Here is a 22,468-nt window from a genome sequence, read left to right on the forward strand (position 1 = left end):
CACCCTTAAGAAGGTTTTACGAACTTTCGAAATGCCAGGTATTGGCAAAAAAACAGCAGTAAAGCAGTCAGGCATAGGTTGATGTAATACCAAAGGCCGTCTCCAAAGAAATCGAGTGGAGAAGTGGTCGTTGGACGTTGCATTAAATAAAGAAAATTGGAGTCGCTCCATGGATTGACCCAAAAACCGATAAGTGCAGCATAAGCCAGCACCAGTACGTAGGATGAAAAAACCGAAGGCAATGTTATAGCAGCAGGACGGGATAATGCCAAAAACAAGCAAGACCAAGGAATGGCTATGTGATGAACAAAGAATTTCCAGAACCGAAAATGCTCATAATCATAGGGCAATTCAGGCGTAATCAAAGCCAAAAATGCGGGCACAATGCCGATGTAAAAAGATACTTGAATCCATAAAGGGCGCATGGTCAGAAGGCCAATCATGGCTGTGAGCGAAGCTATGCCGCAAAGATGCAGCGGCATTTGCCCGCCAAAGCTCCACACATTATTTGTGATGGCCCAGTAATGATAGGAAATTTCCGAAATGATCAAAATAACGAGAAGAGGCCAGCGCAGCGATTGAAATAACCGCTTTTGTTCTTTCAGCCCTTTCCTTGCAGTGACAAGCGCAAAAATGCCTGTCACAGCGATGGCTAATGCCAGCAGGTGGTTTAGAGAAAAGGGGATAAAAGGGTGTGTGGATGTCGCCGCAAACCACGTTTCCATAGTAATCCTCCTATCTTAAATTCTTATAGTAAGAATAGTCTAACACTTTATTGGGTCAGTTGGTCTATCTCCTAAAAAATCACAAGCGAACGGATCGGGTGGACAGATGCTTTGCTAAAAACACTTGGTTTGCGATAAACTGCTAGAAAAGGATCTGTAGGAGGAATGCCAATTTGGACCAACTAAATTTACTGTCGTCCATCACTTACATTGACACGGAACGCTCGATTGAGGCCGGCGAAATGAAAATTGTCGAAACCGAATGCAACATTCAATTATACGAAGACACATTGGTGACTTCTGCGACAAAATTTCATGTAGCGAATGTATGGGATATTTCCTATAAATCGTTTTCTTCAGATGCCAGCTTACTATACCTCCATACACATCGAGGCGTGTTGACCTACAAAATCCATACAGATCCGGATAACTTCGTAGAAACGTTTAAAAAATTGAAAAACGAGAATTATTAAAGAAGACAGATCTTTTCTGGCTTCTTTTTTCAACCTTATTTACACTGCAGGAAGAGTACGTTATTTCTGGGAGAAGGGAGAAAAAATCATGAAGGAAAAAATTAAAATTGCAGAGCAATGGACCACAAAAGTAAACGAGCGAGACATCAAAGGCGTGCTGGAAGTTTCCGACCCGCACATTGAATTGATTGGTCCGAGAGGTTCAGCTGAAGGGCACGACATTCTTCGGCAATGGGTTCAGGAATCGGGCATTCAAATGGAAACGCTGGACTACTATGCCAAAGGCAACGAAGTAGTTTGTGTGCAACGAGCTACATGGGAAAATCAAAATGGCCATGTTACAATCTATACCTTTATGGATATCAGAAATGGAAAAGTCCATCGATTGGGCAGGTACGATACCTTGGATGACGCTTTTGGCCAATGTCAGTTAAATGAAGAAGACAAAGTTGAATAATGCCACATAAAATAAACCAGGCAGAGAAAAGAATCCTTTTCTCTGCCTGGTTTATTTGTGTTTTACTTTCTGCTGCCCATCATATCGCCCAATTGATCCCAATTTGTCACGCGTGGCAAATCAAGGTGGCGATTATACGATTGGTCTTTGACAACTACTCTCACGGGCTCATTTGCTAAAGTATCCAAAACAGCCGGCTTATCATCGAAATAATAATCCAACTCAAGGCTTTTAATAACTCCAACTTTTTCCGAATCTTTCATCCCGCAGAAAAATTTCTCCCGCTCAATAGGGAAACCTTGCTGAACGAGCCAGTTAAATGTGTTTTCCGTGTACTCAGGGGGACGAGAAGTAATATAGAAGATCTCATGGCCGCCCGACTCGAGCTGCTTCAGCAATTCAAGTGCACCGGGATAGACGGGACAATCGGTAAAGTACAAAAAGTCTAAAGATTGGTTCCACATTTTCGTGCCTTCTTCATCGTTCATGCCGAATGCCTCGTGTATTTCAACACGGTTTAAAGCATGGAAAATATCGATATCCACTTGTTCATTCAACTGTTCCTGGTAATAGTGAAATGCGTACTCACGTAAATTGATCAATGTATCGTCTATATCAAATCCGAATTTCATATGCTTCCTCGCTTTTCGGGATATCCCATAAATTTAAAATCTTTGCCGACCTTGCTGAATTCACCATCGCGAATATCGACGGCCTCTTTCATCCATTCCACACCTGTTCCTTCAATAAACGTCGGTGCCATTTTGCCGCCAACAAGTTTAGGAGCAAAGTAAAAGACTACTTTATCGACTAATCCCTGTTCCAAAAACGCAGCGTTGATGGTGCCACCGCCTTCAATAAAGAGAGAGGAAATGCCTTTTTCACCTAACAGGCGAACAACGTCGAGTACGTTTACTTGAGTATCACTGTTTGTTTCGTAAACAGAAACTCCCAGCTGTTCCAGTGCCTTTCTCTTCGTTGCATCATGAGTGCGGCTTGTAAAAATCCAAGTGTCAGCCAATCCGTCCGTCGCAAGTTTTGAGTCGAGCGGAATGCGCAATGTGGAATCGAGAACAATGCGCAGTGGGTTGCGGCCATTGGGAATTCGGGCGGTCAACTCTGGATCGTCTGCAATCACAGTTCCAACACCAACCAGAATGGCCATATGCTGACTGCGTAAAAGGTGGACATCCAATCGTGCTTCCTCGGAAGTAATCCATTTGCTGTCGAGAGAATGAGTGGCAATTTTGCCGTCAAGCGTCGAAGCAGCTTTCAAGGTCACGAAAGGGGTTTTTTCAACAATGAATTTATTAAAAACTTCATTCATGGCTTGAGACTCCTGCTCGCGAACACCGACAATCACTTCGATTCCAGCTTCTTCCAACATCCTTACGCCATTTCCAGAAACAATTGGATTGGGGTCGAGAGTAGCCACCACCACTTTTTTTATGCCAGCATCAATGATGGCCTGTGCACAGGGACCAGTCCGCCCGACATGAGAACACGGCTCAAGCGTTACATAAATGGTTGCGCCCTGGCTCATATCCCCCGCCATACGAAGTGCGTGGATTTCGGCATGAGGCTCTCCAGCTCTCAAGTGGGTACCAATGCCAACGATCCGGCTATCATTGACAATGACAGAACCCACAAGCGGGTTTGGATCCGTCTGTCCCACCAAGCTTTTCGCATTGCTGAGTGCGAGGTCCATATATACTTCATGGCTTGACATGGACAATTTCCTCCCCGTCTTTGAGGTGGCCCGAGCGGTCGATTTTAGTCTGCAAGTAATTGGCGTTGTATTCGGATTCATCTCCCCAAAGAGAGGTTCTTGAGGCAATTTGGAGCCCAGCTTTTTCAATGGCTGCGATTTTTTTAGGATTGTTGGTCATCAACGTGACCGGTTTGGTGCGCAATGCCCGTAAAACAGCAATCGCGTCTCCATAATTTCTGGAATCGTCCACATAGCCTAACTGCTCATTGGCTTCAACAGTGTCGTAGCCGTTTTCTTGCAGGACATATGCCATCGCTTTGCTGAAGAGGCCGATGCCGCGCCCTTCATGGTTGGCCAAATAAAATAAAGCCCCCGTGCCATGATCGGTTATCCGTTTCATGGATTGTTTTAATTGGTAACCGCAGTCGCAGCGCTTGCTGCCGAAAATATCGCCCGTATGGCAAATAGAATGCATGCGAATCAATGCCTCTGGGTTGTTTTCAAAATCACCATAAACCAGTACGCTCGATTGCTGGTATTCTGCCAAATTGGCAGAACTGAGCTTCTCGATAATGCTCTCATAATCTTCGGTTACTTCTTCAAGACTTAGCCAGCAATACCAATTGAATATGAAAGTTTCTTCATATAAATTTACAGGCAGCCGAATCGGTCCGACGAGATAGACTGCACCGTCTTCGGCCGGGATCATTTGAATTTTCTCTTTTAATATAGCAAAGACCTTTGGATCTAGCTTCATGTCTGTCATGTCAAGTTCCCCCTATATGTACCCTGTCTATATGATATCGTACTACATCATGTTACTAAAAGTAAGTTATTAGCTCGAATAGATTATAAACAATAATTATTATCATTTAAGAATATAATAAATGCATTATTACTGATATTAATTCTCATTTAAAAACATATTTTCTCATTTAACTTGATTATCTTTAAGTCATATGGTATGTTTACTACATTATAATGATTCTAAATAAGAATGAGGAGGAATAAACATGTTATCAGAAAAACTAACGAATGCATTGAACGATCAGTTCAACAATGAATTGCAGGCGGCACATGCTTACACAGCGATGGCAGCTTATTTTTCGAAAAAAGGGTTTCACGGATTTGCAAACTTCTATTTGATCCAATCAAGAGAAGAGCATTCTCACGCGATGAAATTCTACAATTATTTGGTGACAATGGATGAAAAACCGGTTTTACAGGCTTTAACGGAACCCAAAAACCACTTTGTCAGTGCGTTGGATGTTCTGGAAAGTTCATTATCGCAGGAGAAAAGCGTGACCAGCAATATTTATGCATTGGTGACATTGGCTGGTGAAATGCAGGAACATGCGACACTTTCTTTCCTCGATTGGTTTATCGAAGAACAAATGGAAGAAGAAAAATCATTCCGCGACATCATTGCAAGAGTGAGAGCAATTGAAGAAGGCGGCGAATATTTCTTGAAAATGGACGATGAGTTCGCACACCGCAAATTGGAAGAATAATAGCAATGCGGGCAGCACACAGTGAAAAGTGTGCTGTTTTTGTGCCCGAAAGGAAATGGTATCGATGTCAACAAACTATAAACCGGCTGTCCATTTTAATCATGTGGATTTTTCATTTATGGAAAATCAAATTTTAAAAGGCATAACCGGCTCTTTTCCAGAAGGGAAAATAACGACGCTGGTAGGTCCATCAGGAGCAGGAAAAACGACCTTATTGAAATTATGCAACGGCTTGTTATCGCCTCAGTCTGGTGAGGTTTATATCAAGGATCAGCCAATCGAAGGCTACGAACCCGTTGAACTTCGCCGCCTAGTGGGCATTGCCCTTCAAAGTGCTCCGATGGTTGCTGGCAGTGTTTACAAAAATTTGAGCTTGCCATTGGAACTGCAAGGGAAATCCTTATCCAAAGCCGAAGCAGAAGAACTGCTGCACGATGTGGGACTCGAAGAAGAGCTGCTGGAACGGAAAGTTAAAGACTTGTCCGGCGGTCAGCGGCAAAAAGTTTCCATTGCTCGAACACTCGTCAACAAGCCGGCTGTTTTGCTGCTGGATGAAATTACGTCTTCCCTGGACCGAACATCTTTAAAAGAAATTGAAGAACTGATTGTCAAAATCAATCGAAAATACGGCACCACCATCATTTGGATTACGCATAACCTCCAACAGGCGCGTGAAATTGGCGATTTTACGTGGGTCATGATGGATGGCGAAGTGGTTGAAACGGGCGAAAGCAGTTTGCTCAATGATCCGGAAAATGACAAAGTCAGACAGTTTGTTATGGGGGAAGCGCAATGAGCTATTTAACCTTATCTATCACCTTGATTTTCGTTGTGATTCCCTTATTGTTATCTAAAACCTTAAACCTTGGTCTCGAGAGAGATACCATTGTCGCCACTTTGCGCTCGATTGTTCAGTTATTGGCAGTCGGTTATGTATTGAAGTTTGTATTTGATTCGGAAAGCTTAGTTTATATTTTTCTGATGGTCGCTTTGATGATTGTGGCGGCCACGCACAATGCACAGAAAAAAGGAGCCGCCATCCAAGGCATCACGTCAAAGGTGGCTGTCACCTTGATATCTGTAGAAGTGTTGACGCAAGGCATCCTGCTGGGATTCAACATTACGCCAGCAACCGCCCAATACATCATTCCGATTAGCGGAATGGTCATCGGAAATTCAATGGTGCTGTCGATTCTTTTCCTGAACCGATTTACATCAGAAATTGAGTCGCACCAAGATGAAACCGAGTTGATCCTGTCGCTCGGAGGAACACCGAAACAGGCGATCCACACGCAACTGATCAATTCGATCAAAGCCAGCATGATTCCGACCATTGAAAGTCAAAAAACGGTCGGGCTTGTCCAATTGCCCGGCATGATGAGCGGCCAGATCATTGCAGGTGCGGACCCAATCCAAGCGGTTCAGTTTCAGCTGCTGATCATGTTCTTATTGCTAACTACGGCTGCAGTAACCAGTGTAATGCTGGGCTTTCTGTCTTATCCAACTCTGTTCAATCAACGGATGCAATTAATGAGAAAAGACCTGAGTTAAACGTAAAGACAAATCCTGAAATTCAGGATTTGTCTTTTTTGCTTAGAAAATACTGACTATGGCGCTGTCATTCAGCTGTCACGGATAAAAAGTATCTATTTCAAAAGTGCCCGAACCCGGTAAATTTTCCACCAAACTGGAACCGAAAAGGCCAGCAGGTGTGTAGTATCCGCCGTCGATTTTTTCAATCAGCAGGCGGCGGACTATCTCGAGAGACCCATAGACTGTTAAATCGTAAACATTGGCTGTCCGGATGCGTGCAACTTTGATGACACCCTGCTGGTTTTTGGCTTCTCCCCAAATATAGCCGGGCGAGTTGGCGCGGACACTGTCAGTTGGGCCCTGTACCTGTTTTTCCACTTGCTTCTGCAGTTTTTCTTTGATCCACTCTGTGGCCAGCAGCGGACCCGCTGCTCCCATCAAACGTGCGCTGTAAACCCGTGAGGTCCGCATCGGAATCCAGGCAGAGATGTTCGGAATGCCTGTTGTATAGAACGCAGTTGACACATCGCCCCACGGAATCCCCATGGCTGAGCGCGAACCGCGACCGAAATCAATGGTACGGTGCTGGCTCCCGAGAGCGACCGTTTTTAGAATGCCATCTTTTCTGTGCATGCTCCCTGAGCCCAGACCTTGGATCATGGTTTTGAACGTTCCGGGTGAAATGCCGGAATCCGAATCAAATCCAAGTGCCAGTTCCGTTGCATCAGGCAGCTCTTCTTTTAGTTTTAAAGCAGTGCAATCGGTCGGCACCACATCAAAGCCTACCCCCGAACAGAGGATTATGTTTTTTTCTGCAGCCTGAGCATGCATGGAATGGGTGTGTTCGAACACGGAAACTTCACCTGTAATGTCCAAGTAATGTGTTTTTGCAGACAGACACGCATCGATCATGGGTTTGCTGGTCACTTGAAAAGGACCTGCACAATGAAGCACCAAATCAATGTTTTGTAACTGGGCTGCCGCGTGTTCATCCAACGGAAAAGCTTGGAATTCCAGTGACAACTCTTGGGCCAGTAGGCGGATTTTTTCAGCGCTGCGTCCGGCCAAAATAGGAGACATGCCTCGCTTAACAGCTTCTCTCGCAATCAACTCACCTGTATAGCCATTCGCACCATAAATCATCCATTTTTTCATTTTATCGGCTCCTCGTTTTTTAGCTCTTCTGTTTGTATTCTGTAAAAACTGGGAAAACCCTTTGTCCATTATGCGAAGCGTCACATAATACCTGCTGGATAACAGTAAATAAAGGATTTTGGAGAAACACATCGAATTAGTGAAGTAAGAAAATCAATGGAAATGATGAGGAGTGAAATAATGGCGAAACTGCATTTAATTCCTTACCGCGTAGAAGAAATTACAGAACAGGCACCACAGGTTCCAGAAGGCGTCCAGATGATTCAGGCACCTGACGTATGGGAAGCGGCAGAACGAGGAAAAGGAAACATTGTAGCCATTCTCGATACAGGCTGCCAGCCGGATCATCCGGATCTGCAGGACCGAATCATTGGCGGGAGAAACTTCACGGCTGATTTTGATGGAGCCCAGGCTAACTTTGATGACAATAATGGCCATGGCACACATGTTGCCGGAACGGTTGCTGCTTCATACAGAGACAATGGAGGAATAGCAGGAGTAGCACCCGAGGCCCATCTGCTCATTTTGAAAGTGTTGACGGGAGAGGGCAGTGGGGAATACCAGGGAATCATCGATGCCATCCATTTTGCGATCGATTGGAAAGGCCCTGGTGAGGAGACCGTGAGTGTTATTTCGATGTCGTTGGGAGGACCGGAAGATGTCGCTGAGCTTCATGCGGCGATTAAACGTGCGGTAGACGCTGGAATTCCAGTTGTCTGCGCTGCAGGGAATGAAGGGGATGACCTGCACGATACGGACGAGTTTGCTTATCCCGGAGCTTACGGGGAAGTGATTCAAGTGGGGGCGGTCGATTTTAACCGGAGGATTGCTGCCTTCAGCAATACGAATGATGAAATTGACTTGGTGGCTCCGGGAGTCGATATTTATTCGACGTATCCCGGAGGAAAATACGCCAGCCTCTCCGGCACCTCCATGGCAACACCCCACGTTTCTGGCGCTTTGGCATTGATTAAAAATATTTCAGAAAAAGAGTTTGCACGTGAACTGACTGAAGCCGAATTGTATGCACAATTGGTTCGGCGTACCATGCCGCTCGGCTATCCCAAATCTGCAGAAGGGAACGGCTTGCTGGCATTGGATATTTTAAACAAAATTGAGCAGCTGTTTTCACTAATCAACACGTCTTATCGTATCGGTACTCAAAACAGCGAAAGAAAATAGAAACAAGAGCGATTCTGGGTAGGATAACCGGAATCGCTCTTTTAAAAGACGCTGTTTTCTTTATTTCAGATTCTAGTGCCTAGAGTTAAGCTTTAGTTGTTGTGAGTCTAGAAATTGATGGACCACATCGTTGAATTCTGGGAAATGCCTCGGGGGCACTTGATGGCTTGCCCCTTTGATGTAGACCACTTTCACATTGGGCGCAGAGTGCTGGAAGGGAACCCGATAATGGTGCATCTTTTTTTCCAGTGAGCCATAGACCAACAACACCGGCATTTTCAAACGATAAAGTGAATGAGTTGAGTTGTAGGTAAGGCCGGCTTTGCAAAATTCGTAAACACTTTGGGCATTGGCCAGTTTGCCGTATTGGTAAAATTCAGCTTCATCTTCTTTAAAGTATTTATGCGAAAATGCCTGCATCTTAGCCAATACCTCGACTTTATCGAGTTTGCTCATGGCCATGCCGAATCTGAGCATGCTTTTTAAGTTTAGGCTATCAACCCTCGAATAGCCGCCGCTTAAAACAAGTGCTTCTGTTCGCTCTGGGTATAACAACGCAAATTCCTGTGCAATAGTGCCGCCATTTGAAAAGCCGCAGATTACAGCCTTTGGTATATTTAATTCGTCCAACAGGGACTTTAAATCTTTTGCTAAAAGTTCTATTGATAAAGGGATATGTCCTTTCGAACTCAGTCCGTGGCCGCGAAGGTCGTAAAAGATCGTTTGGAAATCCGGAGTCAGCCGTTTTTGATGCTTAAAAACCACGTGTCCCATAACCGGAGGATGGATAAAAACAATAGGTGTTCCTTGGCCAGCAGTCTCGTAATACAGCGCTGTGGCATCTTCCATATAAGCAAATGGCATAGATAACGTCCCTTCTATAAAAAATCGATTGGTGGAGGCGAAGAATAAACGCTCATTCTTAATCTATACCCGTAACGGGAGAATATAGCGCATCGTTCAAATTAAGAGCATCTCTCAGTTGGATTTCTTCTTAAAAATTCCGAAAAAACAGATTTGATAATTTTCTCTTAAACTTATATACTAATACACAATCCTTTTCGGATGGCGAAAGAAAAGGAAATAGAATAGATTTGAAGGGAAATGGAAATTTATGAGTGTCCCCACCAACCAGAAAGCAGCAGATGGTAAGAAGAAAAAGAAGTTTGAAATGCCGGATACATATGTAATCTTGTTTATCGTTTTATTAATGGCTGTAGCGGCCACATATATCGTACCAGCCGGATCTTTTGAACGGGAGATGGTAGATGAAGTTGAACGGGTAGTGCCGAATACGTATGCACAAACCGACAGCAACCCAACAGGCTTTATGGACATCTTTCTGGCATTGCAGGCAGGAATGGTCCAATCAGGCGGATTGATTTTCCTGGTTTTGTTTGCCGGAGGAGCATTTGAAGTGGTGGAGCGCTCTGGAGCCATCAAAGGCGGCATCTTGCGCGCAGTCAATAAAACAAAAGGGAAAGAATTTTTACTCATTGCCTTGGTTTCCATCCTCTTTGCGCTGGGTGGAGCAGTCGGCGCAGTCGCCAACTCCATTATTCCTTTTGTGGCGATTGGGGTCATCATTGCAAGAGCTTTAAAGCTGGATGCAATTGTTGCTGTGGCTATTACGTTCGGAGCAACGTTTGCAGGTTTTAACGTCGGATTTTTGAATCCCTATACGGTTGGGATTGCTCAAACAATTGCGGACGTGCCTTTGTTTTCGGGTATGGGGCTGCGTGTCATTGCCTTTGTCGTAATCGTCGGCGTGACGATTTTGTATACGTGGAGCTACGCAAAGAAAGTATTGGCAGACCCATCCAGAAGTTTAATTGGCGTGCTGGATGAAGGAGCGAAAGACGAATCTCCGCTGGATGCTCCGTTTACGACACGGCACAAGCTGATTTTGTCGTTTGTTGGTCTATGCTTGGCATTCTTTGTATATGCGACAATCGAATTTCAATGGACCATTGACCACATGGCTGCATTCTTTATCATCATCGGTATCGGTGCAGGTATTATCGCGGGAATGGATTACAATAAATTAACGTTGACCTTCTTGGAAGGCTGCAAAAACTTGGTATACGGTGCATTGATTATTGGTGTAGCTCGCGCCATTTTGATCGTGATGGAAAATGCGCTGATTTTGGATACCTTTGTCCAAGCCTTATCAGTGCCTTTAGCAGGACTATCACCTGTCTTTGCGGCATTGGGGATGTTTGTTGCCAATGGTGCACTAAATTTCCTTGTGCCTTCAGGGAGCGGCCAGGCAATGATCGTTATGCCGATCCTGGCGCCGTTATCGGATATGATCGGTGTCACTAGGCAAGTGGCTGTTCAGGCCTATCAATTTGGAGATGGATTTACCAACAGCATCTTCCCAACATCTGGACCTTTAATGGCGAGTCTGGCTGTTGCCGGTGTGCCTTGGATTAAATGGGCAAAGTGGATGCTGCCGCTATTGTTGATGTGGGTCGTTATTGCAGTTGTTATGCTGACAGTTGGCGTACTGATCAATTGGGGACCGGTATAAAGAATTTGGCAAATCCGTTTAGCAGCGGATTTGTTTTTATTTACATAAGAATAATCTTAAAAAGACTTTTTATGGAGAAATTTGAATATTTATTTGATAATTTGCATTAAAATGCTTATACTAATATTTATATTCTTTTTGTCTATTAATATGCATATTTTACTTACGATATGTATATAAAAAAGATAAAAAACATACGAGGAGGAAACGGAATGGGGAAAAGACAGCATCGTGCGTTTTATTTTATGCTGATTTTGGTTTTATTGTTGGCAGCATGTTCCGGGGGCAATGAAACGGGAAGTTCGGAAAATGCAGAAGATATGACAGAAGAAGACAAACAAGGCGGTACATTGATTTATGGCCGTGGAGCTGATTCGGTTGGATTGGATCCGATCAATGTTACAGATGGCGAATCTATCCGCGTCACCCACAATATTTTTGAGACCTTATTGGAATACGATCAGAACTTGGAACTTCAGCCGAAATTGGCTACAGAGTACAGCTCGAGTGAAGATGGCTTGACTTGGACCTTCCAATTGCGGGAAGGCGTTAAGTTTCATGACGGAACGGACTTTAACGCAGAGGCAGTCGTTTTCAATTTCGAACGATGGATGGATCCGGAAAACCCATACCACCAAGGAGATTTTCCTTATTATCCGTTTCTTTATGGCGGATTTAAAGGCGATGAAAATCATTTGATCGAGCATGTTTTAGCGACTGGCGAACATGAACTTGAAATCAAATTGAAACGCAAAACGGCGCCATTCCTTAGCTATTTAGCCATTTCCATGTTCGGAATCGCGAGCCCGGCAGCTATTGAGGAATATGGAGCTGAGTTGAACGAAAATCCTGTAGGAACGGGACCTTTCATGTTTGAAGAGTGGAGCCGCAACAGCACCATTACACTGGCGAAAAATCCTGAGTACTGGATGGACGGCAAACCGTATTTGGACAAGGTCATCTACCAGGTCATTCCTGAAAATGCTGCGCGTTTGAACGCACTGCAGACTGGGGAAATCGATGTCTTGGACGGCATGAACGCAGGAGACACCAATGTTGTGGAAGAAACGCAAGGGCTTGAGCTGCAGAAGCGCCCAAGTTTCAACATCGGCTACATGGCATTTAATATGGAAAAAGAACCGTTTGATGATCCATTGGTCCGAAAAGCGATCAATATGGCCATCAATAAAGAAGAAATTGTCGATGCCTTTTACAACGGGATGGCAGACCCGGCAACAAGCCCATTGCCACCTTCATTATGGAGCCACGACGACTCTTTGGAAAAATACGATTACAATGTTGAAGAAGCAAAAAATCTGCTGGCCGAAGCAGGCTTTGAAAATGGCTTTGAGACCGAATTGTACACGATGAGCAATCCGCGTCCGTACTTGCCAGAGCCAATGAAAATCGCCGAAGCGATCCAATCGGATTTAGCTGAAATTGGCATTACAGCCGAAATCATCTCAACAGAATGGGCAACCTATCTGGACGATACGAAGAGCGGAAAGCACAGCATGGCAATGTACGGTTGGACGGGCGTCATGGCGGATCCCGATAACTTCCTGTATCCAAACTTAAGCAAAACCAATGCAGAAGTACCTGCACAGAATATTGCTTTTTATAAGAGTGATGAGTTTACGTCGTTGATTACAGAAGCGCGTGAAACCATTGACCAGGACAAACGGACAGAGCTTTACCAGGAAGCACAGCAGCTGTTCCAGGAAGATGCACCGTGGGTAATGCTTGCATATACAACTCCGCCGCTTGCACAAAGCGATTACGTGGAAGATTACGTGCCGCACCCGATGAGCAACGATTTAATGACGGACGTGTACTTATCAAATCAATAGTTTGGAGTGGATGATGGTTGTATGAATTGCTGAAGGATTTATGTGAACTGGTGGGGCCAAGCGGATTTGAACAGGATGTTCAACGCTTTATCAAAAAGGAAATAGAAAGCAAAGTGGACAACGTAGAAGTTGATGCGCTGGGCAATCTGATTGCAACCATAAAAGCGACAGATCCAGAGATGCCGTCAATTCTGCTGGCGGCACATGCCGATGAAATCGGCTTTATCGTCAAGAAAATCGAGCCGAATGGCACCCTGCGTTTCGAGCAGCTTGGTGGATTCGATAACCGTGTCCTGCTGGCTCAGCCAGTTACGATTAAAGGAGCCGAGGGTTATATAGAAGGGGTAATTGGAACGTTAGCGGTCCACTATGTAAAGTGGGATGATCCTAAGCGCATCACTTCCCACCGTGATTTGTATATCGATGTGGGGGCGTCTTCGGCAGACGAAGTCCTGGAAATGGGCATTAAGGTCGGGCAGCCCATCAGCTATGGCAGCGAACTGAAGTTAGTGGGGGATAAAAAACGCAATCGCGTTGTCGGAAAAGCGTTGGATGACCGGGCAGGCTGTGCTGTGTTGATCGAGCTGATCAACAATTTGGCATCAAACAAAGACAGCAAGCATGGCGACATTTATTGTGTCTTCACGGTTCAGGAAGAAGTCGGCTTGCGCGGAGCTTCTGTGTTATCGCCGGGCATCAAACCCGATTTCGCTTTGGCTGTTGATACCACACCGACAAGTGATACGTACGACGTCCTAATGACAGGCACACGGACGCTTGGAGGCGGCCCCTGCATTAAAATTGCGGACAAATCATTGATTGCCCATCCGCTTGTCACAGGGCTGTTGGAAAAAGTGGCGGTGGAACAAAACATTCCTTACCAGCAGGAGATTTTCATGGGCATCGGTACGGATGCGGGAGCCATCCACATGACATCGACTGGGGTTTCGTCCGGAGTGGTTTCCATTCCTTCGCGCTATACACATACCCCAATTGAAATTGTCGATTTGGATGACCTGAAAAATACTGTGCGCTTGATGGAAGCATTTATTTTTTCTTCCAAGGAGTTAGTTGGGAAAAACTTTCTGGATACATGAAGACAACAGGAAAAGTCGAGTGCCTAAATCAGGGTGCTCGGCTTTTTTGCTTCAGGAGCATTGGTATTGTGCTCTTTTGAGATATTTTCGTTCGTAAAAGTGTATGTAAATCCGCGAACGTTCGTAAAGTTTTTTGACACGTTTGCGAACGTTATTTTTTGCGGTTTTTAGGTGTTTTTAGAGCGTTCGTAAAAGTGTACTTTAACGAACGGTTTTAAGAGAGTGACTAATATAAAATATATTTAGTTCAAAAATAATTAAAAAGCCTAATTGAAGAGTGTAAGAGAGAGCTTAAAATATCTTGTGTAAATGAATATATAGAAAAAAGGAAATTTAATACTATAAGATTTAAAATTATTTAATAATCAAATATTTTACATATAAAAATAATATTTAGTCTGTTTATCCTAAAAAAAGAGGGGTATATAGACTTGTGTGAGGCTCAATCGTCTAATACATAAAGTTTATTAGAAATTTTTAAAGAAGCGTTTTGTATTTCTGATAAAAATAGACAGAATTGTGATCTAATTCTAACTTTCTTACGTTATGGGGATGGTAGGAACTTGTTGATGCGGGAACTCACCGAAACAAAAAAAAGGAGGAATTTAAAATGAATTGGAAACAAGCAAAGAAAACCGTAATCGCGGTACCATTGAGTGCAGCACTATTAGCTTCAGCAGGAATAGGAACAGTTAGTGCATCGGGTGGAAGCGAAGAAGCGCCTACAATGGCACCAACCGTCGACACACCGGCAGCTCAGTTAAGAGCAGACCTAAGCCAACTTTTGTCAACTCACTTCATTTACCAGTCAGAAGTAGCGTTGCAGGCTTATCATAAAGCAGAAGAAGGTGGACCGACAGGCGAGGGCTTGGAACAAGCACAGGAACAGCTTGAGGTGAATGCTGGCCAACTCGTTGCAGCCGTGAAATCGGTCTATGGTCAGGAAGCCGCGGATGCATTCGAGAAAATTTTCGATACGCAGTATGAAGACAGCGCTGGCTATGGCACTGCCGTAGCAAACGGCAACCAGGAAGAAATCGATCAAGTCAAAGAAGACTTGTTGACGGTATTCCCAACGGACCTTGGTACGCTTTTAAGCCAGGCAACAGGTGGAAATCTTCCGAAAGATACAGCGATTTCGGTTCTACAGGAACATGAAAAAGATGTAATGGAATTCCTTGACTATTCGATTGAAGGGAATTTTGAAGAAGCTTACGCAGAATTTAACGAAGGCTATGAGCGTATGTTCACTATCGGAACAGCATTATCGACTGCTATCGTAACGCAAATGCCAGAGAAATTTGAAAACACGAAAGCTGTAACTCCAGCTTCTGATTTAAGAGCTACATTCAGCCAATTGCTTGGCGCACACTTCTATTACCAGACAGCGACTTCTGTTGAAGCGTACGAAGCTGCTGCAGGTGAAGGTGGAGAGGCTTTTGAAGCAGTGAGTGAGATGCAGGAAGCGAATGCGGAACAAATGGTAGCTGCGGTGAAATCACTTTATGGCCAAGAAGCTGCGGATGCATTTAAAAAAATCTTCGATACGCAGTATGAAGACAGCGAAGCACTTGGAAAAGCGATTGCTGAAGGCGACACGGAAAAAGTGAATGAAATCACGGATCAGTTGCTGAATACTTTTGCGGTTGACTTGGGTACATTGTTGAGCGATGCGACTGGTGGAAAACTTCCGAAAGAAACAGCCATCACTGTGCTGCAACAGCACGAACAAAGCACAATTGATATCACGAACAGCTATGCTGAAGGCGACTATCAAGCAGTGTATGAAACCTTTACAGAAGGTCACGCGTTAATGTTCACAATCGGTCAAGCATTGTCAGGAGCAATCGTGCAACAAAACCCTGAACAATTTGCTGCAGCACCAGGTATGCCAGAAACAGGAATGGGCGGAATGGCAGATTCAGGAACGATGAACTGGATGCTGTATACGTTCCCATTATTGGCACTTGCAGGCGCTTTAGTGTTCACAAGAAGAAAATCATTGCAGGAATAAGTGGTTGAGTAGAGAGAGGATGCATTCCTCTCTTTATTTTTCTAGTATAAAGGAGCGATTTCAATGACCTCAATCATTAAAAAAACCTTCCTCATTTATATTCTCTTTCTTTTTACGACCCTCAGCGGCAGCCCAATTCAGGCTACCGAGTCTTCACCTTCAGAAGGCGATCTTGCTTTTCAACAAGCTAAAGAGCGAATTACGCTGGAGCAAAGCACTGTTGAAAAAACAGTGGAACAAAAAATACAGGAAAGAGCTCGTGCAATCCAGTCGACCTCTCCTTCAAAAGAACCAAAAGCAATTGAAGCACAATTAGGCATCACCCCAGCCTTGATTGAAATCCCGGCCATTGATGAACGGGCGGAGGTCATCCCAGTTGGACAAACGGCAGACGGCAACATGGAAGCACCGGAAGACATCCATACAATCGGCTGGTACGAGTCCGGAACAAAACCGGGCAATAATGGCAATGCGGTGTTAGCCGGTCATGTGGATGGCCTTACGGGTCCCGGCACATTTTATAATTTAAAAAAGTTAGAGCCGGGCGATAAAATTCATATTACCGGAAACGAAGGAGCCGAACTGACTTTTGTGGTAATAGAAAAGAAAGCTTACCCACCAGAAGATGCTCCGTTACATGAAATTTTTGGGGGCAGTTCAATACCTCAGTTGAATTTGATTACGTGTACAGGTACTTTCAATACAGCGATTGGCCATTATGAAGAGCGACTGGTGGTTTATACAGAGCTAGTGGAGAGTTAGTACAGAATTTTAACGAGAAGATTATAAAAATTAGTCTCTTCAGAAAAGTCCGTCTATGTCAATGGGCTTTTACTTGCTAAATAAGAAAAGCCCTATTCAGTTATGAACTGACCCAAAAAAGTTAGACAAAAAATTAATCAACTTGTTGTACATGAGTTCGGTATTCAACCGGACTCATGTTTTTTAATTTCGTCTTCATTCGGAAGTTGCTGGCAAGGGGAAATAGGATGGAACTCTTAAAACTGTTGAGCGAATTAGGAGTATTAGACCGTGATATTTTGGTTATGAGGTTGATTCAAGGACACTCGCATGAAGAAATCTCTGTACATTTAGGATTGTTCAAATACTCAGTAGAAAATCGGATCGTTTCTAATTTGCAACAATGGAATGTCACGTAAGAGAAGGTCTCTTCCCTTTTTCGTTCAAATATGTGTACTTTTACGAACGGTTTAAGTCAGACAAACAGAAGCAAAGAAAAAGGAGTATCGAGAAGTTTCACGAAATAAGTATTGATGGATACATATATATGGTTATCAAGTCCGTTTTAAAACAGTCCGAAAATGAATAGGAAGAATTTCCTCTTTAAGGAGCATACACAAGTGAACGGAGTGAAAAAATGAAAAAGTTGCTCATTTTCTGTGGGATCGTCATATTGACTTTTATGTCAGGATGCAACGATTCTAATGCAAACGGTAGTGAAAACGAACAGCAGATTCTAGAGAATGTATGGACATATGTAAAAGGAACAGATATGCCAATAGATGAGGAATGGGAAAATGCATGGTTAAATGGAAAAGTTGAAGAAATCGAAGTATCAGATGATATAAACAGTTACATTGATACAAAGGAGAAGTACCAGGGACAAACTGTACTTCTAGTTACTCCGAATTTTAAAACAGAGCGTACGGCATATCCGAGAATATTAGTGGATGCAGAAACGATGGAAGTAATTGGGGAAATACCAGGAGAATAAAATGTCTACATAACATGTTGTTAGCGGTTGAGAAGAAACTTTCTATAGAGTCTCTTCCCTTTTTCGTTCGTGAAAGTGTACTTTTACAAACACTATTATCTTACTTAAAGTGGTTTCATCTATTTAGTTATAAGAATTTTTGCTAAACTTAGAGTGTGGGTTTTTTTGGTAGTTTAAAAGTGAGAAAATAAAAAACTTCTCTATAGAACAATGAAGGAGTGGAAAGACCGATGCTTAAGTTCTTAAAAGAAATCTTTTTTACAAGATGGAAATTGTTTCATACAACAGCTAATGTAGATCAACATTTTTCCATGTTAGAAGAACTTAGAAGCAAAGGAATTGAGTTCAAAACAAAGGGCTTAAATTTTGGTGGTGGATACGGGGGAGCGAGTGGATTTAGTACCGTTTATCATATATATACGAAAAAGTGAAGAGCACGGAAAGAGATGGAAGAAGCGGATTTAAGTATATCTTCTCTCCCTTGTATCTATAGAAGTATACTTTTACGAATGCTTTGACCCAGAAGAATCTAAGAATTATAAAAGACTGTTGAATCACTCTTCTTGGTTAAGTTAGAATCTATATTTTATATACGAATCAGAGATGCATCCATATACTAAAAACTAGAAGAGAAGGTGGGAATTGGGATGAAGATTATTTCGAAATCTTTACTAGGAGCAACTGCTATCCATGGCATTTATTTCGTGACTACTTTGGCAGTAGGATACGTAAAAATGGTGAACTATGAACCAGATTGGGAAGATGCCTGGGCAAATGTAGAAAATTTGCCAAGCGAAGTTACTTTCGGCTATGCACCTTCTCCTTTTCTGTACGTAGGTGCGTTTGTAGCAACGGTATTGACATGGGGAATCATTTTAAGTATGTATGATAAATTCTCCTCCAGTTCTTCGGAAGTAGGGGTATCATAAACCTTTGAATTTTAGCGAGTCTGAATGTAACTTAAGTGCAGCTAAGTTACATTCGAAAATGACTTTATAAGGGGGCAAAGGAATGAAAAAATTTTCTTTATTGATTATCCTTTTACTTGGTTTAAGTGGTTGTAGTAATGACGGAATTTATGAATTTTCAGGGTCTACGGATAATTGGGATTTTTTTTACATGGTGGATGTTACTAACGATGATGAACAAGAAGCTACTGGAACTCTTAAGTACGTAGGAGATGGACCAATTCCAGAAACAGTTAATTATCAAATTGGAACCATATTGACCAAAATGGGGCAAACGGGAACACCTTTAACAGATGGAACAGCCAATATTAATAATGGTTGTGGAGGCTGCGGAACTTTTCAAGAAGACGATGAGCTTGAAGCAGAAATTAAGTGGGATGGAAAGACAGAAAACTTAATACTGACTGATATAAAATAGTCGGTATCGGAGTATTTTTAAAGTTTGCTGTCTTTTTCTGAATATAACTTATTGTGAATTAAGTTACATTCAAATTATGAAGAAATTGAAGGTTGAAATAGGTTTTGTAATTGATTGAACTAAGAAATGGGGAAGAGCCAAGCGTGTTTAAATCGAATTCACTAATTCCAGAACTATCTGTTTTAAATTTAGAAAAGAGTCTTGATTTCTATTTGAACATCCTCTCATTCAAAGTAGAATACCAACGTCCAAAGGATAAATTTGCCATGATTTCGCTTGATGGGTCTCAAATCATGCTTGAAGAAATTAATGAATATTGGAAGACAGGAGAACTTCTCTATCCTTTTGGAAGAGGAATTAATTTTCAACTTATGGTCAAAAATATTGATGATTTATACAAGTGCGTCAATACACACCAGTACTCAATTAAAGTGGACATTGAAGAGAATTGGTATCGTTCAGGCGCTAAGCTGCTAGGACAGAAAGAATTCTTGCTCATGGATCCCGATGGATACTTGCTTAGATTTGCTGAGGATTTAGGAGAAAAAGAATATACTGACAACATGGAATAAACTTCAAAGATGGATGGATGATTTACTTTTTCTAAGTACTTAATCGTTTTTTGAATGTAACTTACTGCTAATTACGTTGCATTCAAAACCCTCATACCATTGAACTTTGAAGATGGAAAAGAGGATTTAATATAAAAAATTGGGAAGTGGTGATCAAGTGGACTTCAATTCTAAAAAAGACGGCCACACTGATTTGAAACACTTGATAAATTCCATTAGCTTGATACCCAGAAAGCAAAAGACTTTACTGATTGGAATAGATGGTTGCGGAGGTTCAGGCAAGAGCACGTTAGCAAACCAATTGAAGAAGGATTGTTCCGACGTAACCCTTGTTCATATGGATGATTTTTATTTACTGTCGTCACAACTAATAAACGTTCATCCCAAAGAGAAAGCAATCGGTGCTGATTTTGATTGGCGACGTATGCTGAAAGATGTGATTGAACCCCTTAGACAAAATAAAGAAGGAAGTTACCAGCGATACGATTGGGAGAAGGACGATTTAGCGGAATGGCATACAGTGCCCGTCGGAGGAATTGTTGTAATAGAAGGCGTTTATTCTCTTCGTAATGAATTAATGGATAAGTACGATTACACTGTATGGGTTGATTGTCCACGAGATACGAGACTTTCACGAGGCCTGGCGCGAGATGGAGAAGGTGCCCGCGATATGTGGGTAAATAATTGGATGGTCTCAGAAGACCTGTACGTTGAAAAATATAAACCGTTAGAAAGAGCGGACCTTGCAGTTACTGGAACGATATAACCTGTCTAATTCATAACCTTGAGGCATTGATTAATCATCGTTACAGTCATAGTATTATCCAAAAAAATGTTTAGTGAGTGAAGCATAAAGACCATGATGCAGTTCTGGACGAGCATGAACTTTAGTAATTATTGGTTTACATATCATGAATTTATCGGAAGCTGCAAAAATAGAAGGGAGAGAAGAAGCCGATAAGGCACATCTTCTCTCCCTTTGTTACTGTTTCCTAAAAAGTACATTTACGACCGCTTAGTGTGGAAACGAACTCGTGTATACTATAACGCTGTCACTGAAGTTGGCTCCACATTGTAGAAAACATATCTTTGTTCATTTCAAAATACACACCGATAAACCCGTAATAGATATACCCGTCTTTGAGAAGAGTAAGGCTGATCCTGGAACCGTCTTCCAAGTGTATGATCAGCTCCTTAAATTCCTCGTTGTTTCGGGACTCGCCGATCGGGTCGGAGTTTTGGGCGCGGGGAAGGGGTTTTGTCTTGTTCAGCTCTTCCAGGAAGGCAGTCAGTACGGCCCTATCCGGAATAGGCTTAAAATTTTCGTTTTCATTATCCCAATCACTGAATGTTCGCCACTCGGCAGAATCTATATTTCCAGCCATATTTAATTTGCCAAAAACATCCTCGCCGCTGCTTACCGTAATTCCATGCAGGTTTTCATAAAACTCCGCGTCTTGCCCTCCATTTTGTTCTGAATAAGCCATGATCCTGAAGTCTTCATCGTAGCCTTTTACAGAATAAACATCTGTTACTCCGATTGTCGAAGCGAACTCTTCATCATAAACTTCCTGTTTGCTCCATTCATCAATAGTTCCTTTCGTGGTCCCAAGTTTCTCTCCTAGAAGAGCTTGGGCATCTCCAGGATCAATTTCTGTTCTTGTTTGGGTATAAATTTTTCCGTTGTAGACAATTAAACCGATCATACTGGCATTTGAAGTGTCTTCCGGCAATTGCAGCGCGGGGATTTCCACACTTCCGTCTTCGTTTACAATGAGTGCCTCTTGATTTCCTGATGTACTGTTTGGCGCTAAATTATTAAATAAAGCAAATGCCCCAAAAGATAAAAATACAGCTGCAGCAACCCCGATGATTTTTCCATTGTATCTTTTTCTGCCTTTGTGCATTTCTTTCTTTGCTTGGGAAATCCCCAATCTGCTTCTGTCACTTAATTTCTCAGGTATTTCGATTGTATTCACTTCTTGTTTAATGTTATTACCCATATATATCAGCTCCTTTCCAATTTTTACGGAGCTTGGCCAGTGCACGGTATAAAATTGTTTTTGCGGTACCCAGTGGAATATCCAAGGTTTCAGCAATCTCTTTGAAAGATAGGTCTTCGTAGAATCTCAAGAGAACAACACCCTTTTCGTCTTCATTCAATTGTTCAATCAAGTCCCTGACCGTTATTTCTAAAGAAACATCTTCTTCGTTTAAATCACCCGATATATTTTCTTCAACTTCCGGCAGCAACCGAACTACAGCTTTTTGTTTTCGAAGCAAGTCCAGGGAGCAATTGACCGCAATTCTGAGCAACCAGGTCTTTAAAAAACTTGGATCTTTTAGCGTTTTTATCGCTTTGAATGAACGATAGGCCGTTTCTTGTACCACATCAAGGGCATCATTTTGATTTTTAACATAGACAAAAGCCATTCGGTAAATATCCTGTTCATACTGTTGAAATAAAGCGTAAAACGCTCCATCATCACCTGTTTGCGCTTCCTTCACTAAATTCCGCAAGCAATTGCCACCTC

Annotated in this window: 26 protein-coding genes; 18 read left to right on the forward strand and 8 right to left on the reverse strand. The window is 42.7% G+C overall.

The window, feature by feature from the left end; all coding sequences use genetic code 11:
- Window positions 1-5: 5 nt before the first annotated feature.
- A complete protein-coding gene (locus AC4EHK_RS14370; protein ID WP_490979477.1) occupies window positions 6-725 on the reverse strand; it encodes a YwaF family protein in 720 nt (239 codons plus the stop codon).
- 173 nt (window positions 726-898) lie between these two features.
- Here AC4EHK_RS14370 and AC4EHK_RS14375 point away from each other — a divergent pair, with 173 nt between their 5' ends.
- Together AC4EHK_RS14375 and AC4EHK_RS14380 are read left to right on the forward strand one after the other, a co-directional pair.
- On the forward strand, window positions 899-1,198 hold the full coding sequence (locus AC4EHK_RS14375; protein WP_490979478.1) for a hypothetical protein: 300 nt from the start codon (window positions 899-901) through the stop codon (window positions 1,196-1,198).
- Between the two features lie 88 nt (window positions 1,199-1,286).
- Window positions 1,287-1,655, forward strand: coding sequence for a nuclear transport factor 2 family protein (locus tag AC4EHK_RS14380; protein ID WP_490979479.1), 369 nt, complete (start codon window positions 1,287-1,289; stop codon window positions 1,653-1,655).
- A 62-nt stretch (window positions 1,656-1,717) separates the two neighbouring features.
- Here the strand turns inward: AC4EHK_RS14380 and AC4EHK_RS14385 are convergent, their stop codons facing one another.
- The 3 genes from AC4EHK_RS14385 to AC4EHK_RS14395 are packed head-to-tail and all read right to left on the reverse strand — an operon-like array spanning window position 1,718 to window position 4,132.
- On the reverse strand, window positions 1,718-2,287 hold the full coding sequence (locus AC4EHK_RS14385) for a 5' nucleotidase, NT5C type (protein ID WP_490979480.1): 570 nt from the start codon (window positions 2,285-2,287) through the stop codon (window positions 1,718-1,720).
- Entirely contained in the window at window positions 2,284-3,384 is a 1,101-nt protein-coding gene (gene ribD / locus AC4EHK_RS14390) for a bifunctional diaminohydroxyphosphoribosylaminopyrimidine deaminase/5-amino-6-(5-phosphoribosylamino)uracil reductase RibD (protein WP_490979481.1), read from the reverse strand. The genes AC4EHK_RS14385 and ribD overlap by 4 nt, the downstream gene beginning before the upstream one ends.
- Window positions 3,371-4,132 (reverse strand): GTP cyclohydrolase II, encoded by a 762-nt coding sequence (locus AC4EHK_RS14395; protein WP_490979482.1) that lies wholly within the window; start codon window positions 4,130-4,132, stop codon window positions 3,371-3,373. The genes ribD and AC4EHK_RS14395 overlap by 14 nt, the downstream gene beginning before the upstream one ends.
- 247 nt (window positions 4,133-4,379) lie before the next feature.
- On the opposite strand from AC4EHK_RS14395, the gene AC4EHK_RS14400 reads away from it, so the two are divergent.
- From AC4EHK_RS14400 to AC4EHK_RS14410, 3 genes are all read left to right on the forward strand, one after another.
- Window positions 4,380-4,877 (forward strand): ferritin, encoded by a 498-nt coding sequence (locus AC4EHK_RS14400; protein WP_490979483.1) that lies wholly within the window; start codon window positions 4,380-4,382, stop codon window positions 4,875-4,877.
- A 64-nt stretch (window positions 4,878-4,941) separates the two neighbouring features.
- Window positions 4,942-5,673: an ABC transporter ATP-binding protein gene (locus AC4EHK_RS14405; RefSeq protein ID WP_490979484.1), complete on the forward strand. Its 732-nt coding sequence runs from the start codon at window positions 4,942-4,944 to the stop codon at window positions 5,671-5,673.
- The gene (locus AC4EHK_RS14410) at window positions 5,670-6,428 is read left to right on the forward strand and encodes an ABC transporter permease (RefSeq protein WP_490979485.1); all 759 of its coding nucleotides are present in this window, start codon (window positions 5,670-5,672) and stop codon (window positions 6,426-6,428) included. The genes AC4EHK_RS14405 and AC4EHK_RS14410 overlap by 4 nt, the downstream gene beginning before the upstream one ends.
- Window positions 6,429-6,506: 78 nt before the next feature.
- Here AC4EHK_RS14410 and AC4EHK_RS14415 read toward each other — a convergent pair whose 3' ends face one another.
- Entirely contained in the window at window positions 6,507-7,565 is a 1,059-nt protein-coding gene (locus AC4EHK_RS14415; protein ID WP_490979486.1) for a saccharopine dehydrogenase family protein, read from the reverse strand.
- Between the two features lie 180 nt (window positions 7,566-7,745).
- On the opposite strand from AC4EHK_RS14415, the gene AC4EHK_RS14420 reads away from it, so the two are divergent.
- Complete coding sequence (locus tag AC4EHK_RS14420; RefSeq protein ID WP_490979487.1) at window positions 7,746-8,747, forward strand: S8 family peptidase; 1,002 nt, start codon at window positions 7,746-7,748, stop codon at window positions 8,745-8,747.
- 72 nt (window positions 8,748-8,819) lie between these two features.
- Here the strand turns inward: AC4EHK_RS14420 and AC4EHK_RS14425 are convergent, their stop codons facing one another.
- Window positions 8,820-9,611, reverse strand: coding sequence for an alpha/beta fold hydrolase (locus AC4EHK_RS14425; protein WP_490979488.1), 792 nt, complete (start codon window positions 9,609-9,611; stop codon window positions 8,820-8,822).
- Window positions 9,612-9,861: 250 nt separating this feature from the next.
- On the opposite strand from AC4EHK_RS14425, the gene AC4EHK_RS14430 reads away from it, so the two are divergent.
- The 12 genes from AC4EHK_RS14430 (at window position 9,862) to AC4EHK_RS14485 (ending at window position 20,700) form a co-directional block, all read left to right on the forward strand.
- Window positions 9,862-11,280 (forward strand): YfcC family protein, encoded by a 1,419-nt coding sequence (locus tag AC4EHK_RS14430; RefSeq protein WP_490979489.1) that lies wholly within the window; start codon window positions 9,862-9,864, stop codon window positions 11,278-11,280.
- 212 nt (window positions 11,281-11,492) lie between these two features.
- Window positions 11,493-13,130 carry an ABC transporter substrate-binding protein gene (locus tag AC4EHK_RS14435; protein ID WP_490979490.1) on the forward strand — a complete coding sequence of 546 codons (1,638 nt, stop codon included), beginning with the start codon at window positions 11,493-11,495 and terminating at the stop codon, window positions 13,128-13,130.
- Window positions 13,131-13,147: 17 nt separating this feature from the next.
- On the forward strand, window positions 13,148-14,227 hold the full coding sequence (locus tag AC4EHK_RS14440) for a M42 family metallopeptidase (protein WP_490979491.1): 1,080 nt from the start codon (window positions 13,148-13,150) through the stop codon (window positions 14,225-14,227).
- A 610-nt stretch (window positions 14,228-14,837) separates the two neighbouring features.
- Window positions 14,838-16,241, forward strand: coding sequence for a hypothetical protein (locus tag AC4EHK_RS14445; protein ID WP_490979492.1), 1,404 nt, complete (start codon window positions 14,838-14,840; stop codon window positions 16,239-16,241).
- Between the two features lie 63 nt (window positions 16,242-16,304).
- Entirely contained in the window at window positions 16,305-17,003 is a 699-nt protein-coding gene (locus AC4EHK_RS14450; protein WP_490979493.1) for a class F sortase, read from the forward strand.
- 227 nt (window positions 17,004-17,230) lie between these two features.
- Window positions 17,231-17,401, forward strand: coding sequence for a sigma factor-like helix-turn-helix DNA-binding protein (locus AC4EHK_RS14455; RefSeq protein WP_490979494.1), 171 nt, complete (start codon window positions 17,231-17,233; stop codon window positions 17,399-17,401).
- A 218-nt stretch (window positions 17,402-17,619) separates the two neighbouring features.
- Window positions 17,620-17,976 carry a hypothetical protein gene (locus tag AC4EHK_RS14460; protein ID WP_490979495.1) on the forward strand — a complete coding sequence of 119 codons (357 nt, stop codon included), beginning with the start codon at window positions 17,620-17,622 and terminating at the stop codon, window positions 17,974-17,976.
- A 230-nt stretch (window positions 17,977-18,206) separates the two neighbouring features.
- Entirely contained in the window at window positions 18,207-18,407 is a 201-nt protein-coding gene (locus tag AC4EHK_RS14465; protein WP_490979496.1) for a hypothetical protein, read from the forward strand.
- A 216-nt stretch (window positions 18,408-18,623) separates the two neighbouring features.
- On the forward strand, window positions 18,624-18,905 hold the full coding sequence (locus tag AC4EHK_RS14470) for a hypothetical protein (protein ID WP_490979497.1): 282 nt from the start codon (window positions 18,624-18,626) through the stop codon (window positions 18,903-18,905).
- An 82-nt stretch (window positions 18,906-18,987) separates the two neighbouring features.
- The gene (locus AC4EHK_RS14475; RefSeq protein ID WP_490979498.1) at window positions 18,988-19,362 is read left to right on the forward strand and encodes a hypothetical protein; all 375 of its coding nucleotides are present in this window, start codon (window positions 18,988-18,990) and stop codon (window positions 19,360-19,362) included.
- Window positions 19,363-19,472: 110 nt separating this feature from the next.
- On the forward strand, window positions 19,473-19,934 hold the full coding sequence (locus AC4EHK_RS14480) for a bleomycin resistance protein (protein WP_490979499.1): 462 nt from the start codon (window positions 19,473-19,475) through the stop codon (window positions 19,932-19,934).
- Between the two features lie 193 nt (window positions 19,935-20,127).
- Complete coding sequence (locus tag AC4EHK_RS14485) at window positions 20,128-20,700, forward strand: uridine kinase family protein (RefSeq protein ID WP_490979764.1); 573 nt, start codon at window positions 20,128-20,130, stop codon at window positions 20,698-20,700.
- Between the two features lie 286 nt (window positions 20,701-20,986).
- On the opposite strand, the gene AC4EHK_RS14490 is transcribed toward AC4EHK_RS14485, so the two are convergent.
- Both AC4EHK_RS14490 and AC4EHK_RS14495 read right to left on the reverse strand, forming a co-directional pair.
- Window positions 20,987-21,937: a hypothetical protein gene (locus tag AC4EHK_RS14490; protein ID WP_490979500.1), complete on the reverse strand. Its 951-nt coding sequence runs from the start codon at window positions 21,935-21,937 to the stop codon at window positions 20,987-20,989.
- A complete protein-coding gene (locus AC4EHK_RS14495) occupies window positions 21,930-22,454 on the reverse strand; it encodes an RNA polymerase sigma factor (RefSeq protein WP_490979501.1) in 525 nt (174 codons plus the stop codon). Before AC4EHK_RS14495 ends, AC4EHK_RS14490 begins: the two co-directional genes overlap by 8 nt.
- Between the last annotated feature and the right edge of the window lie 14 nt (window positions 22,455-22,468).

The organism is Planococcus sp. TJ-307, assembly GCF_058268435.1.

What these genes read in the sequence shown, in the direction of transcription:
- AC4EHK_RS14425 (WP_490979488.1), bottom strand. Translation starts at nt 9,611, where the DNA reads ATGCCATTTGCTTATATGGAAGATGCCACAGCGCTGTATTACGAGACT.
- ribD (WP_490979481.1), bottom strand. Translation starts at nt 3,384, where the DNA reads ATGTCAAGCCATGAAGTATATATGGACCTCGCACTCAGCAATGCGAAA.
- AC4EHK_RS14420 (WP_490979487.1), top strand. Translation starts at nt 7,746, where the DNA reads ATGGCGAAACTGCATTTAATTCCTTACCGCGTAGAAGAAATTACAGAA.
- AC4EHK_RS14460 (WP_490979495.1), top strand. Translation starts at nt 17,620, where the DNA reads ATGAAAAAGTTGCTCATTTTCTGTGGGATCGTCATATTGACTTTTATG.
- AC4EHK_RS14455 (WP_490979494.1), top strand. Translation starts at nt 17,231, where the DNA reads ATGGAACTCTTAAAACTGTTGAGCGAATTAGGAGTATTAGACCGTGAT.
- AC4EHK_RS14470 (WP_490979497.1), top strand. Translation starts at nt 18,624, where the DNA reads ATGAAGATTATTTCGAAATCTTTACTAGGAGCAACTGCTATCCATGGC.
- AC4EHK_RS14395 (WP_490979482.1), bottom strand. Translation starts at nt 4,132, where the DNA reads ATGACAGACATGAAGCTAGATCCAAAGGTCTTTGCTATATTAAAAGAG.
- AC4EHK_RS14435 (WP_490979490.1), top strand. Translation starts at nt 11,493, where the DNA reads ATGGGGAAAAGACAGCATCGTGCGTTTTATTTTATGCTGATTTTGGTT.
- AC4EHK_RS14370 (WP_490979477.1), bottom strand. Translation starts at nt 725, where the DNA reads ATGGAAACGTGGTTTGCGGCGACATCCACACACCCTTTTATCCCCTTT.
- AC4EHK_RS14445 (WP_490979492.1), top strand. Translation starts at nt 14,838, where the DNA reads ATGAATTGGAAACAAGCAAAGAAAACCGTAATCGCGGTACCATTGAGT.
- AC4EHK_RS14405 (WP_490979484.1), top strand. Translation starts at nt 4,942, where the DNA reads ATGTCAACAAACTATAAACCGGCTGTCCATTTTAATCATGTGGATTTT.
- AC4EHK_RS14450 (WP_490979493.1), top strand. Translation starts at nt 16,305, where the DNA reads ATGACCTCAATCATTAAAAAAACCTTCCTCATTTATATTCTCTTTCTT.
- AC4EHK_RS14415 (WP_490979486.1), bottom strand. Translation starts at nt 7,565, where the DNA reads ATGAAAAAATGGATGATTTATGGTGCGAATGGCTATACAGGTGAGTTG.
- AC4EHK_RS14380 (WP_490979479.1), top strand. Translation starts at nt 1,287, where the DNA reads ATGAAGGAAAAAATTAAAATTGCAGAGCAATGGACCACAAAAGTAAAC.
- AC4EHK_RS14385 (WP_490979480.1), bottom strand. Translation starts at nt 2,287, where the DNA reads ATGAAATTCGGATTTGATATAGACGATACATTGATCAATTTACGTGAG.
- AC4EHK_RS14410 (WP_490979485.1), top strand. Translation starts at nt 5,670, where the DNA reads ATGAGCTATTTAACCTTATCTATCACCTTGATTTTCGTTGTGATTCCC.
- AC4EHK_RS14400 (WP_490979483.1), top strand. Translation starts at nt 4,380, where the DNA reads ATGTTATCAGAAAAACTAACGAATGCATTGAACGATCAGTTCAACAAT.
- AC4EHK_RS14430 (WP_490979489.1), top strand. Translation starts at nt 9,862, where the DNA reads ATGAGTGTCCCCACCAACCAGAAAGCAGCAGATGGTAAGAAGAAAAAG.
- AC4EHK_RS14490 (WP_490979500.1), bottom strand. Translation starts at nt 21,937, where the DNA reads ATGGGTAATAACATTAAACAAGAAGTGAATACAATCGAAATACCTGAG.
- AC4EHK_RS14475 (WP_490979498.1), top strand. Translation starts at nt 18,988, where the DNA reads ATGAAAAAATTTTCTTTATTGATTATCCTTTTACTTGGTTTAAGTGGT.
- AC4EHK_RS14465 (WP_490979496.1), top strand. Translation starts at nt 18,207, where the DNA reads ATGCTTAAGTTCTTAAAAGAAATCTTTTTTACAAGATGGAAATTGTTT.